The following is a 23932-nucleotide window of genomic DNA, read 5'->3' on the forward strand; positions in this document are numbered from 1 at the left end:
ACGTGGGTCTCGATCTTTGATTCGCGGGATTATAGAGAAGGCGGCGTTGCCAGTCTAAGGGTCTTGGCAGAGATCTCGGAGTCCTTCTGGTCCCGGGGGATCGTGGCTCAGGTTGCGAACCCTACCGTATTCTACGGCAAGTCGAACGGGCAGGCAAAAACTGGCTGTGCCAAGAAACGTTCGATAGGCAGTTGCGATCCAGCCTACACAGTAATGCAATATTTCAAGCGTTCCTGCAAGGAACCATCCAGAGGTCCCCACAAGTTGTAGCAGCTACTACAGCACCTCTTGGATGTCGGCCTGCATTCGGTGAAGTGCTGCGTATCGACCCCCGCTGTTGATCAGTTCGTCGTGAGTGCCGTCTTCCACCAGGTGGCCACGGTCAATAGTGAATATCCTATTACTTCTGCGCACCGTGGAAAGACGGTGGGCGATGATGAAGACTGTTCGCCCCTGCGCAATGCGCCGCATATTGTCCTGAATGATACGTTCACTTTCGTAGTCGAGAGCGCTCGTCGCCTCGTCGAAGATCAGGATGCGCGGATTTGTCACGAGTGCCCGAGCAATGGCTATTCGCTGACGCTGCCCGCCAGATAGACTAGCTCCTCGCTCGCCGACGACGGTGTCGTAGCCTTCCGGAAGCTCCAGGATGAATTCATGCGCTCCAGCAAGCTTTGCAGCCTCCACCACGCGCTCGATCGGCATGCTCGGATCCGGCAGCGCGATATTGTCACGCACGGACTGGTTGAACAGGACGTTCTCCTGCAACACGGCACCGACTTGCCTGCGCAACCAGGATGTATCAACCATCGACAGATCGACACCATCAATGAGCACACGTCCACTCTCGGGAATGAACAGGCGTTGGATCAGCTTCGCGACGGTGCTCTTGCCCGAGCCGGAGGGGCCCACAATGCCGATGACCTGACCCGCCGAGACGTTGAAGCTGACATTGTGCAGAACCTCGGGTCCGTCCGCTCGGTATCGAAAAACCACGTGCTCGAACGTCACGTCGCCTCGAATGGTTGGCAGTGCCGTGCGAGCTGGATTGAATCTGGGCTCCGGAGGTGTGTTCAGGATGTCGCCAAGACGATCAACCGAAATTCGGGCTTGATGAAAATCCTGCCATATTTGGACGAGACGCAGCACTGGTTGGCTGACCCGGCTTGCCAGCATATTAAATGCGACAAGTTGGCCGACTGACATTCCTCCGGAAATGACCAGCTTGGCCCCAAAATATAGAATACCGGCCATCACGAGCTTGTTCACGAGCTGAACGCTGTTGCTGGCGTTGTTGCCCAGCCGGAGAACTCTAAAGCTCGCTGCGACGTATCCGGCAAGCTGCTCCTCCCAGCGCCTTTGCATCTGTGGCTCGACCGCCATTGCCTTCAACGTATCGACCCCGTTCACGCACTCAACAAGAAAGGCCTGGTTCTCGGCGCCGCGCTTGAACTTCTCGTCGAGAAGCTGGCGGAATCTCGGCGTGGCTCCGGCGGAGATCGCAATGTAGAAAGGAAATCCTGCAAGGGCTATCCCGGTCAGTAGAGGTGAATAGAAAATCATCACTCCGAGGAAGACAAAGGTGAAGAAAAGGTCGATGACCAGGGTCAATGCAGAGCTGGTGAGAAAGTTGCGGATGTTTTCGAGCTCGCGAACGCGCGCAACCGAATCCCCTACCCGCCGCACTTGGAAATATGCCGTCGGCAACGCGAGCAGGTGTTGGAAGAGCCTTGCGCCGAGTTCGACGTCGATACGGTTGGTTGCGTGGGAGAACAGATATGTTCGGAGAATGCTGAGGATAGTCTCGAATACGGCTATCCCGATCAATCCGATGGCGAGCACATCGAGTGTGCTGAGGCTCCGGTGCACCAGTACTTTGTCGATGATCGCCTGAAAGAACAACGGCGATACCAGTCCGAGAAGCTGCAGAAAAAATGATGCAGCCAACACTTCGAGCAATTGGTTCCGATATTTGCGGATAGCGCCAAGAAACCACGACAGGTCAAACTGGCGCGTCAACTCGGTGAGATTGACGCGCTTGGTCATCAGAACGAGCCGGCCATCCCAGATCGCCTCGAGATCTGCCCTGCTCATCAATTCCGGACGAGGGGTCTTCGCTGACTGAGCGACGGCTTTGTCGTCGCCGACCTTGCCAAGGAGAAGAAATCCGCCGTCCTTGAGCGCGGCGATCGCTGGCAGGGGTGTTTTGAGCAAACGGGCCCAATCGCTCTTGATTTCGCGCGCCTTCAGCCCAAATTCACGCGCGCAGCGCACCATTTCGGCAGTGCCAATTTGCGCCATGCCAGAGTGATGGCGGATTTGGGCAGGGTCCGCGCTGAGGCCGTGAAAACGCAGTAGCATCACGAGGGCTATGAGGCCCGGATCGTTTGGTCCGGGTGCATCCGAATGCGCAGTCATCATTTGCCCCATCGGTCAGTCGCGCCGACGCCGGGCGCGTTGCGTGATCATCGTATTTTGTGTTGGTAAACTTATAGCCCACATTAGGGCGATGATTTGGTGTGGGTCCTTCAAAAAATATCCGCAATCACAAAGGATAATTCAGTCTTGGCCATTAATTAGGTCCGAATGAAAATAATTAATAGCAGTATGCTGCGGACTGTGATCAGGAGATTGCCTAAAAAGTGGGCAATACTATGAGGGGCTCGGGAATGATTAAGTCGGCATCAAAAATCGTACCGTTTCCGCTCGCTTCCAAACAGCGGTCGGCGGACGAACTCGCATTTTTGCCGGCCGCCCTGGAAATCGTTGAGACCCCTCCCTCCCCGCTCGGGCGCGCTATCGGAGCGACCATTGTCGCACTGTTCGTCGTGGGCCTTGCCTGGGCGAGTTTCGGGCGTGTGGATATCGTTGCGACTGCCACCGGAAGGGTCATTCCGACCGGCCGCAGCAAGGTGGTTCAGCCGTTCGAGACGGGAGTGGTCCGTGCAATCAGGGTTTCTGAAGGTGAGTTCGTCAATGCCGGTCAGAGCTTGATCGAACTCGATCCCACCATCAACGAAGGCGAAGTCAATCATCTGCAGAGCGATTTGCAGTCGGCCCAGCTCGATATCGCGCGTCTGAAAGCTGCGCTCGCCGACACCGACGACCCAGTTGGCGCATTCCGTCCGCCGGAGGGCGCCAATCCGGATTTGGTGGCCATGCAACGGCAATTCTTGATCGCGCAGGTTTCCGAATATCGGGCCAAGATCGCATCACTGGACGGACAGAGAGCACAGAAGGAAGCCGCGTTGGCGACAATCTCGGCAACCGTCGACAAGCTCGACGCGGTCATCCCGACCATCGAGGAGCGCGTCAATATCCGCAAGACCCTCAATGAGTTTGGTTCGAGGTTGCAGTATTTCGAGGTATTGCAACAGCTCACCGAGAGCCAGCAGGAGCGCTTGGTTCAAAAGAGCCATGCCAAGGAGATGCAAGCGGCGATAGCAACGATTATCGAGACTCGTTCGCAGACCAAAGCCGAGTTTCGGAGAACGTTGTTAGGCGAGCTCGCTGAAGCCGAGAGAAAGGCCGCAGGCTTTGCGGCCGATCTTTCCAAGGCTGAACAGCGTGCCAAGTTTCAGCTCTTGACGGCCCCGGTGTCCGGTACGGTTCAGCAATTGGCGGTCCACACGATTGGCGGGGTGGTTACTCCCGCGCAGCCGCTCATGGTGATCGTGCCGCTTGATGATCAATTGGAGATCGAGGCCTCGGTCAACAATCGGGATATCGGCTTTATTCATGCAGGTGACCAAGTCGAGATCAAAGTCGATACATTTGATTTCACCAGATACGGCCTTCTGCACGGAAAGGTGTTGAGCGTCTCGTCCGACTCGGTTGCGCGCGAGGTTCCTGGCGAAAAGACCGCCGACAGGTCGGGCACAGGATCTATGACAGCTACGAGCGAGCCAAAGGGCGAGGAAATGAACTACGTGGCGCGGATCTCCGTCGCCCATCCACAGCTTCAGGTAGACGGTAAGGTGGTGAGCCTGTCGCCAGGCATGGCAGTTACAGCCGAGATCAAGACGGGATCGCGCCGCATGATCAGCTATTTGTTGTCGCCGCTGATGAAATACAAGCAAGAGACGATGCGCGAGCGTTGACACGTTCAGCGGATAGAGGCGGGCGCCTGGGTCCCCGGCGAGGGCGAGTGAAGACCAGGTGCGGGCCTGGATTGAATTTGCTGGGTGGGTGAAGACGGCGACCCAACCGCACGATGGGGCTTAGACCTGCCCCTCGAAGCGGATGCGGCCTTGGGAGGTGCGACGAGGAGACGTGGCCTCGCCGCAGCAGGTATCTTTGGTTCATCAGGATTTGGATCGATTACAGTAACGTTCGTATCCGTCCTCGGATATGCCGCTCCAGCTTCGCCGGACGCTCCCCGCGCCAGGGATCCCGTAAAGAGAGGATCTGTCGTCTTGGTCGCCGCCAGCGGTAAGGCGACAAACGCTGCCCAATGCGGAAATTGGCCTGACGATCCGATCGTTGATCGGGTGGAGGCCTGGACTGGATCCGAATACGCGGACGGCACTGCTACAATCGGGGGAACGACCGCGCGTTTCTTGGCGAGCTCGTCAGATATCAGGCTTGAGGGCGGGAATAGTAAAGGAGTGAAGGGTAAGCTCGACCAGGATGCGGCCTCAGCCGAAGCTATTGACGAAGTGGATGTGCGCTCGACAGGGCGCGCCGAGATGACTGTCATTGCCGGCCGCGCCGAAGAGGCTCCCGAATTATCATGAGATGTCGGCATCAACGCCTCAAACCCGAACGATGGATCATCAAAAGCGATGACGGGTCGGTCAACGTACGTTGCTTCGTCCGGAAGTGGTGAAGGAACTTCGTATTCCATCCTCTTGAACGCGGTCGGAGGCGAAATGAATGCGTTAAGCCTCGCAAGGCTGCTGCGAGCCTCCCTGGAATGCGGTCCTTCAGGAAAAAACTCGAGATACGACCAGAGCGCATCCGGCGTACTGGCGGAGCAAGTCAGTTGCCAGATAACGGCTTCGCGTCTCACGGCCAACAGCGCACGTATGCGCTTCGCCTCTGGCTCCTTCCAATGGTCTGCCAGATAGTCTGCATAGGAATCCAGAGTGTCGCGCCGAAGCGCTGCAAGGTAGGCATGTTGGGTGGGAAGGCCGGATATCGGTGCGGTGTGCCTCGCCTCCGCATTGCTTGCCGCAGCGACTGATCCAAGGAGCGCCGGTGATTTGAGGCCGGAATTGTGCCAGGGCACTAGCGTGCCGAGTGTCGCTTCATTTACACGCATGCGCACACGCGTAAAGAGGTCTACAACGTCGGAATTCCCATCTCGCACCATCTCCGTGACAGCCGAGGCATAAGACCCGTAGCGATCCTTGTCCTTGACATCCGGCGAGACGGTCCCCGGGGACGCATTGTATGCAATGAGAACATCCGGCAAGGTCGTGAACCAGGCGAGCCCGCTGGCTGGCGGCTGTCCCGCGATCAAAAACGGATTTCGGCGCGCCGCATCGAGGATGATGAAGGTGGCCTTGGCACGGAGATTCGAAAACGTACGGGCGATCTCAGAGAGCTGCACTCCCGATTGTGGCAAGTCCGTCCCCGTGGCAATCTCCGCATTCATGTCGACAGGTAACAGGTAATTGTCGCCGCCGAATTGCAGTGCAAAACCGGTAAAGTACACTCCAATCCAAGTGTCCGGTCCCGCCTCCGAGGTTCTCTCGATAAAGTCGAGAAATGTCTTCTTCAACTGGCCGGCGCCGAGATCTCGGGCAAGGGTTACTTCGAATCCGGCGGACTGCAAGGCGTGGGCGACAAGGTCAGCGTCACCCGTCGAAGTCGCAAGCCTTTGAGCCCTATAGTTTGCATTGCCAACTACAAGCGCCAAGCGCTTCTCGGTTGAAGAAGCGCTTGCACAGGAGATGTAGATCATAGTGGCGAGGAGGCAGCAGATTATCCTGGCCGTTTGCGCCTCCCCACTGTGTCAATCACGATCCGAGTGAGTGCTGGCTCATCGGACTCACGAGCGGCCTTGCCAACGGCTGCACGTTATGTCCGCCGACATCGCTCATGCCGATCGTCGACCTTCCGCCGCTGTCGATCCCGGAACTCGGGAAGGCCGACGCGATCTGTTGAGACCACAGCGCCAGACGCTGATCGATCGAAGCTATCCAGGTATCCGACGCCGCCGACGGAGATAGTCTGGAAGAGGATTGGCCGGCGACGGGTGGATCAACGATTATGGTTCCGCCCTTCCCGTCGCTCGATGCAGTGAAATTGGCGAGTGAGTAATTGCCAACCACCCCAAGCTTCGCCGTATGTGTTCCATCACTGACGGTCAGCGTTCCACCAGAACTGTTGCCTGCGTAGCTCAGGGACGCGCCGGCGCCGGCGGTGATGTCGGTCAGGTCGATACGATCGCCGGTAGTTAGCGAGCCAGAAAACGAGCCAGAGAACTGGGCCGAGTTGTCAATGACCAGGGTGCCGGCAGCGCCAGCGAAGCTAACCGATCCCGAATAGGCTCCTGGAATTTCCACTGAGGCGCCACTGCCGATGACCAAGGAGCCAGAGCGGACCGTGGTCCCGGTGCCGGACAGGGCAATGACCCCATCGCCATTCAGATCGGCGTGGAAGACGCCCTCATATGGCTGCAGCGTCGAGCTCGATCCCGAGACTATCGGAGTGAGATTTGCCGTCCAATTGCCGTTGGCGTCGGTAGTGCAGATCATATACAGGCTTTGGCCGTTTTCCTTAAGGGCCACTTCATAGCCTGTTGCGGTCCGCACGGCTGCAACGGGTGCAAACCAACTGAACTGATAGTCGGATCCGTCGAGCTTCAGAGATGGCCCGGAGCCGGCGCTATTATCGAGGTAATAACTATTGCCGACTTGTGTCAGATGCACTGTGGTGTCGATCTTCAGCGTGCCCGAGGGATTGGTCACCGCCCCACTAAGGTTTGCCGAATTGCCAGCGCCGTCTTTCACCGTTGCCGAGTTCAGGTTGACGCCGGTGATCGTCAAGTCGGAAGTATTCTGACCCGCTGCCACAGTGTAGGAGAAAGTCAGTGCCTTGCTGCCTGAGCCGCCGGTGTAGGTCGCGGTGCCGCCATCGTTCAGCGTCAGTGTCGGCGTGCCCCCGGCAACCGTCACCGCCTCGCTCAGGTTTACGGTCAGGGTGACCGTGCTACCAACCGGGAGCGTGCCCGAGCCGGCCGTGACGCCGTTTCCGGAGGCAACGACCGAAGCAACGGTCGGCGGCGTGGTGTCGCTCTGCGAGCCGGAAGACTGTGACGCCGGTGGCGGCACTCCGGGATTCGCAAGGAAATTGCCTGTCAAGCTTGCTGCATTTCCCGCGACGTCACGAATCGACGCGCCGTTCGGCAAGTTTACTTGGGTGATGACAAGCGTGCTGGGGGGGCTAGTCGTCACGTATTTGAACTTCAACGCAGTCGTGCCTGAACCGCCTGCGTACGTCGCGGTGGCGCCGTTGCTGAGGGTCAGCGTCGGGGTGCCGGTCACCGTCACGGATTCATCGAACGACAGAGTCAGAATGACGCTACTCCCGGACACTGCCGATGCCACCGACGTGATGAGTGGCGGGGTGGTCTCGATCTGCAGTGTGCCCGCGGGATTCGTTACGGCATTGACAAGGTTGGCAGCGTTGCCGGCGCTGTCCTTGATAGTTGCCGAATTCAGATTGAGTGCCGTCACCGCCAGATCGGAGGTGTTCTGACCAGCGCCTACCGTGTAGCTGAAGGTCAGCGCCTTCGTGCCCGACCCGCCGCTATAGGTAGCCGTACCGCCATCGTTGAGCGTTAGCGTGGGCGTGCCCCCGGCGACCGTCACTGCCTCGCTCAGATTGATTGTCAGCGTCACTATGCTGCCGACCCCGAGAAGGCCGCTTCCCGATGTGATCCCGTTGCCGGAGGTCACAACGGACGCGACCGCCGGCGCTGTGGTATCGATCTGCACCGTTCCGGTGGGGTTCGTTACCGCGCCCGCCAGGTTGGCAGTGTTGCCAGCGCCATCCTTGACGGACGCTGAATTCAGGTTGAGTGCCGTCACCGCCAGATCGGAGGTGTCCTGACCTGCTGCGACCGTGTAGCTGAATGTCAGCGCATTCGTGCCCGAGCCGCCGCTATAGGTAGCCGTGCCGCCATTGTTCAGCGTCAGCGTGGGCGTGCCGCCTGCGACCGTCACAGCCTCGCTCATCGCCATCGTCAGCGTCACGACGGTGCCGGCGCCAATGGTGCCACTTCCCGCCGTTATGCCGTTACCTGATATCACAAGCGAGCTGACCGTCGGGGCGGCCGTGTCGATCTGCAGGGTCCCGACGGGATTCGTTACCGCACCACTCAGGTCGACGGCGTTGCCATTACTGTCTTTTACCGACGCTGAATTGAGATTGACCGCCGTCACCGCCAGATCGGAGGTGTTTTGACCCGCTGCTACCGTGTAGCTGAAGGTCAACGCGTTGGTGCCCGAACCGCCTGTGTAAGTTGCGATGCCGCCATCGTTGAGCGCCAGGGTCGGTGCGCCCCCGCTCACGGTAGCTGCCGTGCTCAGGTTCACAGTCAAGGTGACGATGCTTCCCACGCCGAGGTCGCCCGCCCCTGCCGTGATGCCGCTACCTGAGGTCACTAGAGATACGACCGCGGTGGGTGTCGGGGTATTGCCAATTGACAGCGGGCCAACGGAAATCGGATCGGGAATCGAGATAGCGCTGGTACCTGACGAACTCGTAGCTTTGGCAGACAAGCTATGGACGCCGTTGGCAAGCGCCTTGGTCGTGAAAGACCATGTATTGTCGCTGTTGACAGTTGCGGTACCGAGCTGCGTGGTGCCGTCAAATATCGTCACGGTCGTAATCGAAAAGCCGGCCGCAACGGTGCCGTAGAGTGTGACGGCGTTGTTAACCAGGGCGTTTCCCGTGATGGTCGGAGATGGCGGCACGTTCGAGGAATTGCCGAAACCGACGCCGTTCTCATGGCCAATTGCGCTCATGTCGCCGAGGGCATTGACGTCGTAGGCCTGGATGCTGTTCCACGTGTTGGGAGCAAAGCTCGGCGTGGTAAATGTCCAGTGGCCGGATGCATCGACTGCCGCGCTACCCAAGGCGGTGCCATACGACGTCGAAAAATAAACGGTCGTGTTGGCACCGGCGGTCCCAGTAAATGTGAAGGTGCCGTTCCCATTGTCGACTGGGTCACCGAAGACAGGGGTACTGACCGGTTGCGCGTTGATAGTCACGCCCGGGAATTGAACGAGTGCGCCCGTCAGAATCGCGGCGTTTCCGCTAGCATCCTTGATCGCTGCGCCGCTGGGTAGATTTGCCTCAGTGATTGCGAGTCCTTTGACGCTGCTATCGCTCGCGCCGACCGTATAGGTGAAAGTCAGAGAATTACTGCCCGAGCCTCCACTATAGACGGCCGTGCCGCCATCATTGAGCGTCAGGGTCGGGGTGCCGGTCACCGATACGGCCGAGCTCATCTTCACCGTAAACGTGATCTTCGTTCCAACGACAGTCTCGCCGGCCGGAGCTGAAGTAGCGACACTCGTGATGATCGGACCGGTAAAGGAAGCGATCGTTGCACTGGCAGCCGACGAGGCCGCACTGGTATTCCCAGCACTGTCAGTCGCCGTTGCAGTGAGATTGTGGCTACCAATCGAAAGGGCGCTTGTCTCGTAGAACCACGAACCGTTGGACGAGGTCGCTACCGTGCCAAGCTTTGTAGAGCCGTCAAAGATCGTGACTGTGCTGTTGGCTTGCGCAGTGCCATTCAGCAGCACCTGGTTGCCATTTACGACGTCGCCGAGGATCAGCGGAGCGCCCGGGGCGGTCGTGATGACAGTGTTTGAATAATCGACGGTGATCGTTTGATTGCTAGACCAGCCCTCGTAGATGCCTTCCTTCCAATAGACGCCGCCGCCGTATCCGAGCGCGCCGTGATAGTCGACAACCTGCTGGCCATTGATCCAGACCTCCAGGAAGCCATTTGAATTGTTCTGGAAGTTGGCCTCAAGCTGCACGTCGATAGGCTGACCGCGAACGATCGGAGTAGGCGAAACCCACAAATAGCCGTTCAGTTGGTCGCCTGGCAGAGTGGCTGCGGTCCAAGACGTTTGCCCGGGAAGCGCATAGAAAGCCTGGATAGCAAGATAATCACCTTCGCCGACGCCGTTGGCGCCCGTCAGATGGAATGCGAAAGGCGGACTTCCTCCCTGTATCGATTGGTAGGTCGCGTTATTGTCGTCTCCGTGAAATTGTCCAAGGATCTGCCACGCCAGGTTATTGCTTGTGTCATTAAAGCCCGGCTGAACCGTAAACTGATATGACAGGTTGATGGTTGAAGTCGGAGAGAAGATGGTGCCGCCACTGATCTCGCTACGATGGCTGTCATTGTCCGCCCAGACGTCGTTGGGTTGCAGTTGGAATCGTAGCGTGTGGCTGTCGATTTGCTTGATGGCCCAGGGCGCGTTGCCGTTAACGTTCGCGTTTTCGACGTAGTAAGGCATGCCGCCGACCGTGATCGGGGCCGACCATTGATCGGTCAGTGGCGAAAAATTGGAGATTGCCCCCGTCACCGTCTGGACAAGCGCTGAGGACGCTGCGCTTGTGGTCCCGGCCAGCGTCGCCGTGGCGGTAAAGCTATGCGTGCCATCCGTCAGGGACGTCGTTTCGTATGACCAAACGCCGCTGCCGTTCGTCGTTGCCGTGCCAAGCTGAGTGCTGCCGTCGTAGACGGTGATCGTGCTGTTGGGAGTAGCGGTCCCGACGAGAGTCAGCGTGTCCGAATAGCTCGTGCCTGGATCTCTGTCGACGGCGATATCGTCAGGCGATGCCGTCAGAATGACGGGCGGATTAATCTGTACGGCCATTTAATTGCGTCCCTTCATGGTCCACAAGTGCGTTGATGCGGTGGTCGAACTAATTAAAACTGTGCATCAAACTAAGTGGCACTCATGAAGAACCTGCTCTTTAAAAGAGTATAGTTTTAGAAAAGCCGCGGATTGATCAGGCTTGCCCGATCGGACCGTTGCATTTGTTGCGTCGTTTGCCAGGCTACGATTGTGCGAGTTCTGCTTTTCCCGCCGTGCTAATTTCTGATTAGTTGATGTCAGTAGCATGGTCCCCCTGCCTTCTTAGATCTTCCAGTTAATTGCGACGAGGGCGCTCGCTGCTGTCCCTGCGAGATGATCCTGTCGCTCTTCTGATGGTGTCGCCCAACATGAACATGGTTAACGACCAATGCGGCAGCGCTAGGAACCGGGATTGTTCAAAGTGTGACAATGGTGGGCTCATCGCCGCTGAAATCAAATCAACGGTGCGATAATACCAAAATACTAGGGGTTTTGAACAAGGTGCGGCATTTGGTCTGGGATCACGCAGATCCGTGGAGCCGCCCGCGAATAATGCTGGGGGTGCGTGCCCCGATCGCTCGAAGGACCAGCTCTCGGAATTGCTGGCTGCCTCACCGTACTCTCGGCCCGCCGACATGTCGCGGATTCGGCGCGGTGTATCCGCCACCAACGCCGCGCGCGAGTTCCCGTTTACGAAATATCCGTGACGGACTCGTTTTTTGGACGCCGTCGGCTTAGAGTTGGGGGCATTATTCCTGAGCAGTTTTGACGATATTTTTTAATGAGGTTCATTTCGATGCTGACGATTGCCTCGCCAGTGCCAAGGGTCGCTTCCGAACTCAGGCCCTTGGTCGTTGACCTCGATGGCACTCTGGTCCGATCGGACCTCTTGCTGGAAACTGGTTTCTCGGAGCTCGGACGAGACCCCCGTTCGATCATCGATCTTTGCGCTGCACTGCTTCGAGGAAAAGCCGTGCTGAAGGAGCGGCTGGCGAAGTCGGCCGCGTTCGATCCGGCGGCCCTGCCTTACGACGACGCGGTGTTGGCTCGCATCCAACAAGCCAAGGAGCTGGGACGTCCAGTTTATCTTGCGTCCGCAAGTGACCAGCGCCTGGTCAAGGCGGTCGCCGATCACCTCGGCGTTTTCGCCGGTTGGTTTGCGTCGGACGGAGATGTCAATCTTGCCGCTCACGCGAAGGCAGAGCGCCTCGACCTAGAATTTCGGGAATGTGGATATGATTATATCGGCAACGACCGGGCCGATCTGCCGGTGTGGACGTCGGCCGTCAACGCGATTGCGATCCGAGCTCCCGCCGGCGTGAAGCGCACGCTCGCGCAACTTGGGTTGAACGCTGAACATTTGCCGGCGGAGCGCCCGACCTGGCGCACTTGGACCAAGCTGCTGCGCGTCCACCAGTATGCCAAGAACATACTGGTGTTTGTCCCTCTCCTTCTCGCGCATCAATTCTCCATCAGCACAATTGGCGAAGCCGTTCTGGCGTTTGCAGCCTTCTCTCTTTGCGCCTCCGGCGTATACGTCCTGAACGATCTGATCGATCTCCAAGCGGATCGTCTGCATCCAACTAAGCGCAATCGTCCGTTGGCGAGCGGCTTAATCCCGCTTCGAGATGCTGTTGTCGCCGTCCCGATGCTCCTTGCTGTAGCAGCGGCAATCGGCGCCCTCGTTTCGTTGCAGTTTATGGCCGTTCTGCTCGGTTACTTCATTTTGACGACGGCGTATTCCTTCGTACTCAAGCGAAAGATGCTTGTCGATGTCATTGCATTGGCGATGCTCTATGTGATTCGCCTTGTTGCCGGAGCCGTGGCTGTTCAGGTGACCTTCTCCGAGTGGCTGCTGGCCTTCTCGATGTTCTTCTTTATGGCATTGGCGCTGATCAAGCGTTATGTCGAACTAGCTGTACGCGTAGACTCCGGCTTGCCCGAGCCAGCGAACCGCAACTATAAGCTCGGCGATCTCGATGTCGTCGCGGGACTCGCTGCTGCGGCCGGCTTCAATGCCATCACTGTCTTCGCGCTCTACATCTCGTCCGACGCGGTACACTCGTTGTACCGACGTCCTCAATTCCTTTGGTTTATTTGCCCCGTTCTTCTATACTGGATTAGTCGAGCCTTGATGATGGCGCACCGCCGACACATGGAGGACGATCCGATCGCATTCGCCTTGCGCGACAAGAACAGTATTGTCGCAGGGTTTATCGTCGGCGCACTTATTCTTGCCGCCATCTGATGGAATCGCCCACGATGGCCGTCGCCGTGCGCTACATTCTTTTCGCGATTGTATCGATGCTGGGCAATCTGGGAGTCCAGGAGTCGGTCGTCTACGTCACGGCGCCGGGGACACCGCTTGCGGTATCGATGGTGTCGGGGACCGCGGCAGGCTTTGCGTTAAAATACATTCTCGACAAACGATGGATATTCAGGGACAGCTATACGTCGTCGGCCAGCGAGCTAAAAAAGATTGTCCTCTATGGTGCATTTGGGGTGGCGACCACCGCGTTGTTTTGGGCAACGGAGCTTACGTTCTGGCATGTATGGCATTCAGAGACCGCGAAGTGTGTCGGGGCCATCATCGGTTTGATCGTCGGCTACGCGGCGAAGTATTCGTTGGATAAGGTCTTCGTGTTCAGGAAGCAGGATAGCTATGAGACTCGCCGGCTGGGGACGCTTCCCCTTTCATGAGAGCCGGGCAACCAAGCTCATGTGTCCAAATGCGGTTGGGCAGATCCTCCGCGGGTCCAGTGGCTATGTTGCACGTGGCAACGGCCGGGCCTATGGCGACGCTGCAATTGGTCGAGACACCACGCTACAGGTTGCCGGACTAAACAGAATGATCGCTTTCTCTCCCGCTACAGGGGAGCTGACGGTCGAAGCCGGAGTACTGCTATCCGACATTATTGATGTTTTTCTGCCGCGAGGATTTTTCCCGCCCGTTGTTCCGGGGACGCAGTTTGTCACCGTTGGCGGAATGGTCGCGGCGGATGTGCACGGCAAGAATCATCATCGTGACGGTGGGTTTGGCCATCACGTGCACGCCTTGAAGCTGGTCCTCCCGAACGGGGAGCTCGTCACCTGCTCGCGGGCGGAAAACGTGGCCCTCTTCTGTGCGACGATCGGCGGGATGGGGCTTACCGGAACCATAATCGAAGTGACTCTCGGTCTGCGGCGGGTCGAAAGCGGATGGATCAGGACCCGAACGGTCGTCACTGAGAACCTTGATGGTGCTATAAAGGCGTTGCAAGAAACGGCCGATGCGACCTATTCAGTCGCCTGGATTGATTGTCTGGCTCGGGGAGCGGCCATGGGACGGTCGCTCATTTATGTCGGGGAGCATGCAAGGCAAGACGAGCTTCCGGCGGCGGCGAGGTTCAGAGAACTGTTCCCTAAGCGTGCACGAAGGCGAGTGAGCGTTCCATTCGACCTTCCATCGTGGACGCTCAATCGGACGACGGTCGGCCTATTCAACGAAGCTTACTTTAGACGCGGCTCCGCGAACGGGAATGTTTCAGGTTTCATGCACTGGGAGCCCTACTTCTTTCCTCTTGACGGCGTTGGCGCGTGGAATCGGATTTATGGTCGGCGCGGATTTGTACAACATCAAAGCGTGCTGCCGGCGGGTCGCGCCACAGCGGCGCTCGGCGAGGTGCTTGACCGGATCTCTCACCGAGCAAATGCCTCATTCTTGGCGGTACTCAAGCAGTTGGGCGACGGATTTGGCACGATGTCATTTCCAATCAATGGATTTACGCTTGCAATCGACTTTCCCGTCGACCCAAAGTTATTTTCACTTCTCGAGGAGATAGACCGGGTAGTTGTCGGGGCCGGAGGTCGAATTTACCTGGCCAAGGACGCTCGACAATCTCGAGAGACCTTCGAGGCAAGCTACCCCGGTCTGGCAACTTTCCGTGACATCAGGCGATCGGTGGGGGCCGACGCTCGGATCGTCTCTCGCTTGTCTGAAAGACTGGGCATTTGATGCAAACGCAGAAAACGATGCTACTTCTTGGTTGCACCTCTGACATTGGGTTGGCGACCGCTGTCGCTTACGGCGACGCCGGGTATCGGCTTATCGTGACCGCTCGAGTCCCGGAATCAGCCGAGCGGAACGTTCGCGATATCAAGACCAGAACCGGTGCAGAGGTGGACTTACGAGCGCTTGATATATTGCATATCGATCAGTTCGAAGGGTTTGTCGATCGACTGCCCGTTCTGCCCGATACGGTCATTTGCGTGATCGGTGAGCTGGGCGATCAGCAGCGTGCGCAACGCGACGTTGACCACGCGAGCACGGTGATGCGCACGAACTTCGAGGGGCCGGCGCTGCTTCTTGGACTGTTCGCTGAGAGGATGAGCGCGCGCGGGTGGGGAACGCTCGTCGGCGTCAGTTCAGTGGCAGGAGACCGGGGTCGCGCGTCCAACTATGTTTATGGCGCTGCAAAGGCAGGCTTTACGGCGTTCTTGTCTGGATTGAGAAATCGGTTGGCCGCGTCGCGTGTTCGCGTCGTGACAATTAAGCCTGGATACGTCCATACCCGAATGACGCAAGACATGAAGTTGCCGTCAGCGCTGACAGCCGAGCCCGACGAAGTCGGTCGGGTAATCTACAGAGCAGCAGAGAACGGGCGTGCCGACGTGTTGTACGTCAGACCAATTTGGCGAATCATCATGGCGGTGATCCGTGTTATTCCGGAGCGATTGTTCAAAAGGCTAAGACTCTAGTTGCTTCGCTCCGCAGGTGTCAGTCGGCCTGGATCGCGATAGAAGTTGCAGGCGTCTGGTTGCAAACTCACTGGCCGCGAGGGACCGCCTATGAGGCGACGCCCGAAGAGTCCATAGGCAGCCAAGATGGCAAGCAGAGGTTCGATCCCAGAACGAAGGTCCCACCGGACGAGACCTGCCGCAAAGCCGGAGAATGCGGTCGTCACGACGACAATCATCACAATCCAGATCCACCGGGGCATGCGGTGTCTGTCGCGAACGATCTCCATGCCGGCCATAGTGACCCCAAGCAGAACTGCCGCGTGAATCGCCGTCCAGATCCCGAAGAGCGCCACTAGTGTGGTGTTTCGGGTGAGCAATTCGGCGACGACGCCTCCCAGCCCCGACTGATCTCTGACTTTGAGCCAGGAAAATCCATTGAGAGTCTCCCCAAATTGAAGGTAGTAGCCGAACAGATGATTTGCCCCTGGATTCAGTATCAAATTGAAGGCGTCAGCATAGATCGTGTTGAGAAACGCTAAGGGATGAGCCGCCGCGAGGCGGATGAATGGGAGCAAATCCATTCGGCCGGTACTGTCGAGCGGTAGCGATAGGATACGGTCCGCGCGGAATGCCAGATTTGTGGCAAGGTCCGCATTGGATGACCCGAGACCGAAGTCTCCGACCAGCAAGAATCTAAGCGTCATCCAGGAAAGCGGAAACAAGGCGTACGCCAGAAGCGCGGCCTTCAGTGATCTTCCTCGCGCTTTGGGAAATGCGAAAAGAAGATACGGTGTTAGCACCAAAGGGATCAACAGCCCCTGCGGTCGAATGGCGGATGCCAATCCAAGGCTGGCGAAGCCAAGGTAAAGATAAAATGGTGAAGGCGCGGCGCGCGGCGTATCAACGGCCTCGCAAACGCTTACGGTACCGATCAGGAGAAGTGTGGTGAACCACGCTTCGGTGACCAGCAGATGCGGATTCAGCAAACTGCCCGGCATGATGACGATGAGTATTCCTGCCGCGGCGGCAACCTTCGCACTGCCGGAAGTACGTGCCACGAAGCTATACATAAGAAGAACCGTGAACAACTGCAGTGCAACCTGGGTGATAATTACAAGATAGCGTCCTCCGATGGCGTACAAGACCGCATGCTGCAGGAAGTCTCCCGGAACTCCGGAGTCAAGAGCCGCATGCACGATTGTCGACGAACCCGCCGCCAGAAGCCCATCAACATGCGCAAGCCGATCAATCGCGCGATCACCTCTGAGGAAAGCAGCAGGGTCGGTTAGGTCAAAATAAAACAAGCTCGCGTGAATGCCGACGAAAAGGGCACCAAGCAACAAGGCGATACGAACCAGGCGGACACGCTCGTCGGCCAGTTGTAATTGTGAGTGGTCTGAGCAGGGCATGGAATGCGTTTCCGACAAAGGGCCTGGCGCGATGCCTGATGGCACTCGGGCTTGAACGGTGCTGTACCGCTCCGAAGGCCTGCAATAGTTCATCAAAGTCGTTTCTGAATAAGTACGATGAGGTCCGTCTTTGGCCACGCCACGGATTGATACGCGGAGAGAAGCCGAAATATCGAGCGACTTTCGAAATGATAGCGGGGCGCGGAATTTACGCCGTAGGAGCAATTGAGCCATTTCGATTGGGAGAAGTACCTCCTTACCGCGCTGAAAGAGTTCAGCCGGTAAACAGTCGGAAACTTGTCCTGCGCTTCGAACTGAGGCTTGATCCACTTGAGTACAGCGCGCTGGAGCCCCTCGGGTAGCAAGCAAGTCGCAATGCCGACATAGCTCCAACGGTGCGGAGTGCGAGCGCAAATCCACCCGCCGGGCTTGAGGACCCTAAAGAACTCCGAGGCAAGGTGAGCGGGATTTTGAACGTGCTCGAAAACCCAATGGGCGACGATCAAATCAACTGATTGGTCTGCCAGCGGGAGCGGCGCGTCGACCTGAACGACGTGTTTCTCATCCAGGTACGGATGATCCAGAACTCCATCATCAACGTCAATCCCGATCACTCTCTGCACCTTGCCCTGCAGTTTGGCCAGCCGCTCCCTCAGCTCCCATTTTCCGCTCATGAACACCGCGCCCCGGCCGGCACCCAGATCCAGCACAGTCATGTCGGAGCGTAGCAGAGCATTCACGCGGAGAAAGAACTCAATCTCGCCGTCGTCTCTGATAATTCCACCAGCGAGGACTTCGGGACGGACGTCCCCCATGATCGATGCCCTGCGACCGCGAACAGGAGAGTCCTGATCGCATCCGTCCGGCCTTGACGCCATAGTCATGCTCATCACGTGATACCTCAAAATTCGCGCGGCGCATTTCACGATTCATAAGTAGGCGGACCGGACGGCTTACGGCACGCCCGACGCGTTTGAACACTTCACCGAAGAACAGGACGTCTTACGCATCGGATAACCTCTGCAGTCTGCACACGTGTAGGGCACGTCAGCCGCACGAGCTCAGCCGCGCAGACCAGATCGGCCTGACACATCGCGAAAACGCGGCGCACCTGTGCTGAGCTCCCGCTGCTGGAATATGAGGGCGACCGCCATCGACATCAGAACTGTGCTCAGACATTTCGTCATGAAGTTACTTTCCGTAATGTTTAGAATGAGGGTGACCGACCAGATCGCAAAAGGGAAAATATTCGTTCGTGCCCACTCCGGGCGACCAGTGACCACCAGTCTGATTCCACCCCGTAAGGTCGCAACAAAAATCCCATAAATAACTGGTGTGAAAAGATATCCGAACTCCAGAAACTTGTCGATGAAGCCATTATCGACACTCCATTCAGACATGTCCGCCGCAACCTTTGCGCCGAAGCCTCCACCCTGCAAACTAAATCCCGAACTATAGAAGTTCTTCAAGATGATCGGCCAGAAGTCGGCACGGCCGGTGAGGTCGGTCGATTTTCCGAGAATGCCTACGATGACATAGTCAAGAATGCCAATCTTAAACCCGATCCCAACCAATCCGAGGACGATCGCCCATTTAATAAACATCGGCTGGCGTAACGGAGCAGGCAGGCGCGCGATAAAATAGGCCATGTAAAGGAAACCGGGAGTGATCGCAGCGGCGACGATGCCGGTGGCAGACTGGGTGCCTGCCAGACAGGTAAGGCTGCAACCGAGAAAGAAGGCCCACACGGGCGCTGGAAAGATCGAGGTCCTGTAGAACAGTAGGAGCCCCGCGGTTAGCCCGGAGAAGTAGCCCAGGCCCTGTTTGTGGCTGAACACTCCTCGCCACAGCCCGGCGTGAACGGTTTGATAGGGGTCGGTCAACTGATGAATCGCGGTTTCGGGAAAGCACAGGACCCAGACGATGCTCAAAAGGCATCCCACCGCCATGGTCCTGATCACGAACTTGATGCCACGGAAGCCCGGAAGGAGGCCGACAACCACTAAGCCGAGCAGCGCGGTGGTCATGTAAGTATTGGCTGCCTGGAGGGTAGCGCCGCGGTTGTATGACCACGCGGCCGATGCAAACGCCGTGATGATCAGGACCCAGATCGGCCAGCATTGAAGAACGAGCCTGCCGGTTGGCCTGGAAAGCAGGATGGAAGCAAAGACAAAGAGCTCTGTCGTGATTGTCACCAGTTGGAGCACGGGTGAGCCAACCCACCGGCCCGTTGTCATGTCCAACGCCAACTGGATCGTAAATGCGGGGAAGGAGAAAATGATGATGGCGCCGAGCAGCAATCGAATTGGCAAAGCCGCCGTGGAGGCGCCATCGAGCCCGGCCTCGGCAGACTGTCTTGCAGTGCCCATTGCCAGAGACGTCGCGCGGTCAGGAACTATGTTCATCTAACGTCTCAGTGTTGATGCTGTGTTGCCCTGCCGGGGTGCACTCGACCGCGACGACGTCGCTCGCCTGCCGCTTGCGACCCTTGACCAGCGTCGGACGCTGGGCCAGCAGTTTAGGGTTCATCGGGGCCCGATCAAATGAAGAAACAAAAATAGGCCATCAATTCAATATGTTAACTTTAATTGGTAACGCTAGGAAGAGCAAAAAACCGGAGTGAGATACAGTTCCTAATGGAAGAAGCCGCCGGAGCATGCTAATTTAAATCATTCGGTCGACCTAGCAAATAGTTTGGAATCTTTGATGCTTCACGTAAGCAAAGATCATAAGCTTTCGTCGTTTGAACTTGAATCCTTTAGTCCGGCTGCGGGCTCACCCTCGCAATATATCCAAATGGCCGTTGGGTTTCTCCGCCGGCAGGCCTGGGTGCTCGTGGCGTCGGTCGCAGCAGCGATATGTATCGCCGGTCTGTACGTTTTGCTGGCGCCAGCTAACTATAAAGCGACGGCAACAGTGGGGATCGATACGGCCAAGTTTCAACTATTCCAACCAGCGGGCGAGTTGATCATTGACACGTCCTCGGCAGTCGAGAGCCAGCTTGAAATAATTAAATCGGAGAAACTGGCGCTGGAAGTAATTAAGAAGCTGCATCTAACCGACAACATCCCGCCTCCCAGCGATGGTCTCTTCGGTTCATCTAAGCCGCTGACCGAGTTCGAGTACACTCGGCAACTGGTCGCTGTGCTTCAGAAGCATTTGACGGTGAAACGGCTTGGCATCGCCTGGATCATCGAGATCAACTACGAAAATGGCAATCCCGCGCGGGCCGCAGAATTTGCTAATGCATTCGCTGATGCTTACATCGCCGATCAACTCGATTCGAAATATCAGGCCACTCGGCAGGCGAGTGCCTGGCTGGAAGGCCGGGTCAAGGAAACCAGAGAGCAGACACAGGCAGCGCAGCGTGCTGTAGTCGAGTTCAAGGCCAAGAATAACATCATCGATACGGGCGGGCGGCTCATGAGTGAGCAGCAGCTCTCGGAGCTCAATAGCCAGCTCCTCACTGCACGGGGACAAACGTCGGAAGCGAAGGCCCGGCTTGAGCGGGTCAACGCTGTTGTGCAGGCGGCGTTGTCGGCCGAAAACTCGAACACGCTCGTGACCGACGTTCCAATTAACGAGACAATCGCGAAGTTGCGAGGTCAACTTATCGAGCTTACCGGCAGAGAGCGGGAGTGGACAGCGAAGTTTGGTCGTGAGCACCTCGCAGTGATGAATTTGCACAATCAGGTCGTGCAGGTGCGCTCAGCAATGATCGACGAACTTCGTCGGGTTGGAGAGGCGTTCAAGAGCGACTACGATCTCGCAGTCCGGAAAGAGAAGAACCTTGAAGCTGAGGTGGCTCAATCTGTTTCCCAAGCGGAATCGTCGAATCGCAATCAGGTCAAGTTGCGAGAGCTCGAGAGCACGGCAACGTCAACCAAGGAATTGTATGATAATCTGAACAAGCGGTACCTCGAATCCGTTGAGCAGAAGTCATTTCCCGTTACCGAAGCGCGGGTGATCACGCGAGCCGCTCCGCCCCTGGATCGCGAATTTAAGTCAACCTTGAAGATCCTGGCGGCCATTCTCGGCGGTGGGATATCGATCGGAATTGGGCTGGCTCTCCTCCGCGAGTTTACCGACAACAGGTTTCGCAGTGTCGGGCAGATAGAGCGGAAGCTGCAGATGAATTGCATCACGCCCGTGCCCCTGTGGAAGGAAGACGCGGTGGAGCCAGATGCCGGTCGTACGGTAGCTCCGGCGGGCGAGCGTCAGCTCTTGCGTTCAAAGGGCGCGGCGTGGGCCAGCATCGAGGCGCCCCTTTCAAGCAGTGCCGAAGCAATGAGGTCGATAAAGCTGGCGATAGATCTGAATTGCCCGAGCAAGGGAGCCAAGGTGATCGGCTTAACGTCGTCGCTGCCTCGAGAGGGCAAGTCGACTATCGCAGCATCTCTTGCGCTGACGATTGCCGCGGCTGGCGCCAAAGTCATGCTGCTGGATTTCGATCTGCGAAATCCGGCGCTTACTCGGACGCTTGCTCCCAAGGCCAGCGTGGGCTTCCTGGACGTCATTTCGGGAAGGTCGTCGTTAGCTGATGCGCTTTGGTCCGATCAGTCAAAATATTTGTCGTTCCTGCCTACGATTACCAAGAGCTTGTTTGTTCAAAGCAACGAAATCATGGGCGCGCAGCTTACGAAGATGTTCATCGACAAGCTGCGGGGCGAATACAACTACGTGATTGTTGACTTGCCGCCTCTCGCGCCTGTTATCGACGCGAAGGCGACGACGCATTTGATTGATGCGTACCTGTTTGTCGTCGAATGGGGTGCGACAAAAGTGGATGTCGTCGAACATGCTCTCGGGAGAGCACCAAGCATCACTGAAAACACCCTGGGCGTGATCCTCAACAAAGTTGATATGGACAAGCTGTACAAGTATGACGCGGAGAACCGCAGCTACTACGTCAATAAGCACTATGCGCAATATGGTTATACGCACTAGCGTGAACGGCACCCTCATTGTACCGAGTGTGGTCGCGTCGAACGTGGAAGTCACCAGCGTTGGTCGGCCTCGGACACTGGAGCAGACACGCACCGTGTCCGGCGAGATCGCCGCGACCGCTTGGCTAAGCGGGTCGCGTTCGAGGGCCGTCGCAGCGGCGCCATTGATGTCGTAGGGGCAATCGCAGCGGACGGTGCGGCTGATCGATCTGCTTTGTACTAGCGCTCCGATCGCCGCCGCGAGCGTGCGTCATATCAATAGCTCGCTCATTGTAGTCGCGAACGGTGCGATGCCGGCGCAGTCTCCCTCGGAGACCGGCCAGCCGGGCAGGCCCGGATGAGCGCTATGAACGATGCGCGGTGTCGGCCAGTTATCCAGCGGCATCGGTTATACTTCGGAATCAGTTCGCGCTCGACGCGGCCCCCCAACGAACGGCAGAAGCCGCGTAATTGAGAAGCCGGCGAGGTCGCTGGCAAGCTGTTTGTTCGTTCCCCTTCATTCTCTAAAATGTGCGTTAACGTTTAACGGGCAAACTTGCCTTGGGAATAATGACGTTTCTTGTCGCGGAGCTGTTTTAGGTGCCGCATGAGAGCCATTGCCTCGACTGACCTTATTGCCGAACTCGACTATGTTTTGAGAGCCAGCCTGCCGGACCGCCGTGAGCAGATGTTGCGGCAGGTGGCCGAACTCTTCATTGAGTACGCTCATCGGCTGAGTGAGCGCCATATCGATATGTTCGACGACATTCTGATCCGCTTGACGGAGGATGTAGCGTTACGAAGTCTGACCATGCTCAGCCGCTCGTTGGCCGATTTGCGCCCGGTGCCAAGAGAGTTGGCCCGGCGCCTGGCCAATCACGATGACGCCGATGTGGCCGCGCCCATCTTGCGGCAATGCGACTGTATTCCCGATGCCGATCTGGTCGATATCGCGTGGATGCGCGCCGAGGGGCACCTTTGTGCCATCGCGAGCCGCAAGACCGTGAATCGAGAACTCGTGGACATCCTGTTGATGCGCGGGGATAGTAACGTGGCGCGGGCGCTGGCTCGCAATCCCGGCGCCGTCATCGACGGCGCGGGCTTCGCCATGTTGGTCGATGCGGCCGAACGCGACGAAGACATCGCCTGCTCGCTGATATCGCGCGGCGACCTACCACCCAGCTTCCTTAGCGGTCTGATTTCGAGGGTGCCCCCGCGCCTGCTGGCTCGCCTTGTCAAATGTGCCCCGGCATCCGCTCAGAGTGCGATCCGCATCGCCATCGATGCAGGTGCCCCGCGGAAGGCTCCCATCATCAACTACGTGGATGCGCAGGCCACAGTTTCGGCCCTTAACAAGGCCGGGCAATTGAACGATTCGAGCGTCAATCGCTTCGCCATGAGAGGCGAGCGCAGCAATGTTGTAGCTGCATTGGCGCAACTCGCGACCGTCCCGATTGAGGCGATCGAGCCGTTGATGGAAGCCGCTGATATCACGGGCTTGATTGTCGCTTGCAGGGCGTCGCGATTGAACTGGGATACAACTGCCGCCATCGTCAAGAACCGGGAGGACAAGCGAGCGGTCGCGATAAAGGAATTGGATGGCGCCAGACATATGTTTGACGCGCTCTCGCTCTCGATCGCGCAGCGTACGATCCGGTTCGGCTCGATCACCGAACTGACCGCGACGTTCTCAGCTACGGCCGGAGAACGCTGATGGCATATGGGAACCGCAAGGCGGAGCGGGTTCGGCTCGAGACACGCTACCCGGTGAACCTCATGGGCATCGACGGAACTTGGCGACGGAGCTGTGTCCTGCTCGACGTCTCGCAGAGTGGTGCCAGGCTGGAAGTCGACGGAACGCTCGACGTGCTGCGAGCGCAAGAATTCTTCCTACTGCTGTCGTCAAGAGGATTAGCCTATCGTCGCTGCGAACTGGTCCGCGTCGAGGGCGCACAGGTCGGCGTACGGTTCATTGAAGAGAAGAGGGACAAGAGACGCCCTGTCATTCCTAAATGAGGACCTACAAGAGCCGTTGGGTCAATCA

Annotated in this window: 14 protein-coding genes and 1 pseudogene; 9 read left to right on the plus strand and 6 right to left on the minus strand. The window is 57.6% G+C overall.

Annotated features, from left to right (window positions below; translation table 11 throughout):
• Positions 1 to 276: 276 nt before the first annotated feature.
• Entirely contained in the window at positions 277 to 2418 is a 2142-nt protein-coding gene (locus tag P6U25_RS35710) for a type I secretion system permease/ATPase (protein ID WP_407152799.1), read from the minus strand.
• Positions 2419 to 2669: 251 nt separating this feature from the next.
• Here P6U25_RS35710 and P6U25_RS35715 point away from each other — a divergent pair, with 251 nt between their 5' ends.
• Positions 2670 to 4100, plus strand: a complete 1431-nt coding sequence (locus tag P6U25_RS35715) for an HlyD family type I secretion periplasmic adaptor subunit (RefSeq protein ID WP_407152800.1) — start codon at positions 2670 to 2672, stop codon at positions 4098 to 4100.
• A 5-nt stretch (positions 4101 to 4105) separates the two neighbouring features.
• On the opposite strand, the gene P6U25_RS35720 is transcribed toward P6U25_RS35715, so the two are convergent.
• The gene (locus P6U25_RS35720; RefSeq protein WP_407152801.1) at positions 4106 to 5863 is read right to left on the minus strand and encodes a caspase family protein; all 1758 of its coding nucleotides are present in this window, start codon (positions 5861 to 5863) and stop codon (positions 4106 to 4108) included.
• Positions 5864 to 5963: 100 nt separating this feature from the next.
• On the minus strand, positions 5964 to 10853 hold the full coding sequence (locus P6U25_RS35725) for a heparin lyase I family protein (protein ID WP_407152802.1): 4890 nt from the start codon (positions 10851 to 10853) through the stop codon (positions 5964 to 5966).
• Positions 10854 to 11631: 778 nt separating this feature from the next.
• On the opposite strand from P6U25_RS35725, the gene P6U25_RS35730 reads away from it, so the two are divergent.
• From P6U25_RS35730 to P6U25_RS35745, 4 genes are read left to right on the plus strand one after another with little or no spacing between them, the layout of a single operon-like run.
• Complete coding sequence (locus P6U25_RS35730) at positions 11632 to 13083, plus strand: UbiA family prenyltransferase (RefSeq protein ID WP_407152803.1); 1452 nt, start codon at positions 11632 to 11634, stop codon at positions 13081 to 13083.
• Between the two features lie 14 nt (positions 13084 to 13097).
• Positions 13098 to 13535, plus strand: coding sequence for a GtrA family protein (locus P6U25_RS35735; RefSeq protein ID WP_407152804.1), 438 nt, complete (start codon positions 13098 to 13100; stop codon positions 13533 to 13535).
• Positions 13498 to 14829 carry an FAD-binding protein gene (locus P6U25_RS35740; protein WP_407152805.1) on the plus strand — a complete coding sequence of 444 codons (1332 nt, stop codon included), beginning with the start codon at positions 13498 to 13500 and terminating at the stop codon, positions 14827 to 14829. Before P6U25_RS35735 ends, P6U25_RS35740 begins: the two co-directional genes overlap by 38 nt.
• Positions 14829 to 15572, plus strand: a complete 744-nt coding sequence (locus P6U25_RS35745) for an SDR family oxidoreductase (protein ID WP_407152806.1) — start codon at positions 14829 to 14831, stop codon at positions 15570 to 15572. The genes P6U25_RS35740 and P6U25_RS35745 overlap by 1 nt, the downstream gene beginning before the upstream one ends.
• Here the strand turns inward: P6U25_RS35745 and P6U25_RS35750 are convergent.
• From P6U25_RS35750 to P6U25_RS35760, 3 genes are all read right to left on the minus strand, one after another.
• Complete coding sequence (locus tag P6U25_RS35750) at positions 15569 to 16963, minus strand: hypothetical protein (protein ID WP_407152807.1); 1395 nt, start codon at positions 16961 to 16963, stop codon at positions 15569 to 15571. The two genes, P6U25_RS35745 and P6U25_RS35750, sit on opposite strands and share 4 nt — an antisense overlap.
• 92 nt (positions 16964 to 17055) lie before the next feature.
• Entirely contained in the window at positions 17056 to 17778 is a 723-nt protein-coding gene (locus tag P6U25_RS35755; RefSeq protein ID WP_407152808.1) for a class I SAM-dependent methyltransferase, read from the minus strand.
• Positions 17779 to 18024: 246 nt separating this feature from the next.
• Positions 18025 to 19368: an O-antigen ligase family protein gene (locus P6U25_RS35760; protein ID WP_407152750.1), complete on the minus strand. Its 1344-nt coding sequence runs from the start codon at positions 19366 to 19368 to the stop codon at positions 18025 to 18027.
• A 391-nt stretch (positions 19369 to 19759) separates the two neighbouring features.
• Here P6U25_RS35760 and P6U25_RS35765 point away from each other — a divergent pair.
• From P6U25_RS35765 to P6U25_RS35780, 4 genes and pseudogenes are all read left to right on the plus strand, one after another.
• Positions 19760 to 20002 (plus strand): annotated as a pseudogene (locus P6U25_RS35765) (Wzz/FepE/Etk N-terminal domain-containing protein); the annotation flags it as partial.
• 384 nt (positions 20003 to 20386) lie between these two features.
• Positions 20387 to 21910, plus strand: a complete 1524-nt coding sequence (locus P6U25_RS35770; RefSeq protein ID WP_407152810.1) for a polysaccharide biosynthesis tyrosine autokinase — start codon at positions 20387 to 20389, stop codon at positions 21908 to 21910.
• 585 nt (positions 21911 to 22495) lie between these two features.
• Positions 22496 to 23602, plus strand: a complete 1107-nt coding sequence (locus P6U25_RS35775) for a DUF2336 domain-containing protein (RefSeq protein ID WP_407152751.1) — start codon at positions 22496 to 22498, stop codon at positions 23600 to 23602.
• Entirely contained in the window at positions 23602 to 23904 is a 303-nt protein-coding gene (locus P6U25_RS35780; RefSeq protein ID WP_407152752.1) for a PilZ domain-containing protein, read from the plus strand. Before P6U25_RS35775 ends, P6U25_RS35780 begins: the two co-directional genes overlap by 1 nt.
• The last annotated feature ends 28 nt before the right edge of the window (positions 23905 to 23932 follow it).

Source organism: Bradyrhizobium sp. ORS 86, assembly GCF_045571475.1.
GTDB lineage: Bacteria > Pseudomonadota > Alphaproteobacteria > Rhizobiales > Xanthobacteraceae > Bradyrhizobium.